Source organism: Mycobacterium sp. 1245852.3 (genome assembly GCF_001669335.1).
Classification (GTDB): Bacteria; Actinomycetota; Actinomycetes; order Mycobacteriales; family Mycobacteriaceae; genus Mycobacterium; species Mycobacterium europaeum_A.
Genome location: NZ_LZLL01000348.1, coordinates 1 through 1056 on the forward strand (window position 1 = coordinate 1; position 1056 = coordinate 1056).

Consider the following 1056-nt stretch of genomic DNA (forward strand, 5'->3'; position numbering starts at 1 on the left):
GCCAGCACCGGCTCAGGCACGTCGGGGTCGGTGAACACCAGGGCGGCGTTCGCCAGCACCGTGGCGGCCCGGGTCGTCAGCAATCCCGGGTCACCCGGGCCGGAGCCCACGTACGTGATGCGGCCGGGTGTCGGCTTACGCCCTCGCGTCGTCATTGTCGCTCCCACGTAACTCGCTTCTAATTTCCTCGCGTCGGGTCTTGCCGCGCGCCGCTCATCAGCTCTCGGGCGCCCAGCTCGAACAGCTCCGCGGCCACCGAGAGCCCAAGCTCTCGTGCCCGACCGGGACTGCCGATACCGGACGCGCGGATCACATCAGACCCGTCCAGCGCCGCCACACAACCGCGCAGCGACAGCTCTTCGAAGATCCGGCCTTCCTCATCGATGGACTCGACCACTTCGGCGATCGCGCCCACCGGTGCGGAGCAACCGGCCTCCAGTTCGGCCAGCAGGGTTCGCTCCGCAGTGACCGACGCCCTCGTGTCGGCGTCGTCCAGTTCCGCCAGCACCGCCGCTAACCGGCTATCGCCGGCACGGCATTCGACGGCGAGCGCGCCCTGAGCCGGTGCTGGCAACATCTGCACCGGCTCTAGCGTCTCGGTGACGTCGTCGAGGCGACCGATCCGGGCCAGTCCCGCCCGGGCTACCACGATCGCGTCGAGATCACCACTGCTTACCCTGTTCAACCTGGTATCTAGGTTGCCTCGTAGGGGGCGGATTTCCAAACCGAGACCCAATGCTCTAAGCTGCGCGGCCCGCCGCGGCGAGGAGGTGCCCACCAGCGAACCGGCCGGCAACTCCGCGAGCACCAGCCCGTCGCGCGCTACCACCGCATCGCGCGGGTCGTTGCGCACCGGTATGGCCGCCAGAGCAAACCTCGGATCCTCGGCGGTGGGCAGGTCCTTGTGGGAGTGCACGGCGGCGTCGACACGGCCCTCTTCCATGGCCTCGCGCAGGGCGGTGGTGAACACACCGACCCCGAGGTCTTCGATGGGCGCCGACGACCGGTCCCCGGCGGTGGTGATGGTCACCAGCTCCGCCGGGTGTCCCAGCGCGA

2 protein-coding genes are annotated in these 1056 nt (G+C 69.4%); both read right to left on the minus strand.

What is annotated here, in order from left to right; genetic code table 11:
* The coding region (locus tag A9W96_RS30465) for an SAM-dependent methyltransferase (RefSeq protein WP_156748967.1) at positions 1-155 on the minus strand (155 nt) is incomplete at its 3' end.
* Positions 156-178: 23 nt separating this feature from the next.
* Positions 179-1056, minus strand: an 878-nt coding sequence (gene hemC, locus A9W96_RS15540; RefSeq protein ID WP_067141024.1) for a hydroxymethylbilane synthase, incomplete at its 5' end; no start/stop codon positions are given.